The sequence below is a fragment of the Deinococcus pimensis DSM 21231 genome, from assembly GCF_000519345.1.
GTDB classification, from domain to species: Bacteria; Deinococcota; Deinococci; order Deinococcales; family Deinococcaceae; genus Deinococcus_A; species Deinococcus_A pimensis.
In genome coordinates this window covers 17741-18433 of record NZ_KI912649.1, presented here as the reverse complement: position 1 = coordinate 18433, position 693 = coordinate 17741, and the positions used below count along the sequence as shown (strand labels likewise).

The window sequence follows — 693 nt, the reverse complement described above, 5'->3', positions numbered from 1 at the left end:
CCCGCGTCCCCGACGAGGCCGACTGGGCGGCCGCGACGCCCGCCCTGCGCGAGGAACTGCTGCGCGCCGCGCTCGACGCCGACCCGGTCGCCACGAGGGCCTTCCTGAGGAACGTCCTGCCCACCGAGCGCTCGGACACACAGGAACGGTTGCTCCGCGTCCTCGCGGAACGCCCCGATCCCGCCGACGCCACCCTAGAGGACGTGCTGGACGGCCTGAGGCGAAGTCGCTCACGCGCGGTCGTCTCGGGCGCGACGACCCTGCTGGCCCGCCTTCCCGGGACGGCCTTCCAGACCCGCATGGAGTCCAGGCTGCGCGAGCTCGCCCACGTGCTCGAAACGAAGGGCCGAAGGGGAGCCGTGCCCGCCGCGCTCACCGACGAGGCCGCCGTCGCCGACGGCCTGCCCGGCGAGATCGCGGGGCCCGTGCCCGCCCTGGAGGCGGCGCTGCGCCTCTCGCATCCCGACACCGTGCTCCGGGCGCTCGGCGGGCCGCAGGCCACGGTCGCCCTCGTGGAGAAGCACGGCGGGGCGCAGGCGCTGATCGCGAGCCTCTCCAACGGTCCGGCCGAGGACCTCGCGCTCGCTGTGGAACGCCTCCTGCGGGCGACCGACCGACCCTCCCTCCTCCCACACCTGCCCCTCGCCGAACGTGAGCGCAGAGCGCTCGACTGGCTGGCGACCGCCACGACCT

1 protein-coding gene is annotated in these 693 nt (G+C 75.5%); it reads left to right on the top strand.

Translation table 11 applies throughout. From position 1 onward, the window contains the following. Window positions 1-693, top strand: a 693-nt coding sequence (locus tag DEIPI_RS39905; RefSeq protein ID WP_045234335.1) for a DUF5691 domain-containing protein, incomplete at both ends; no start/stop codon positions are given.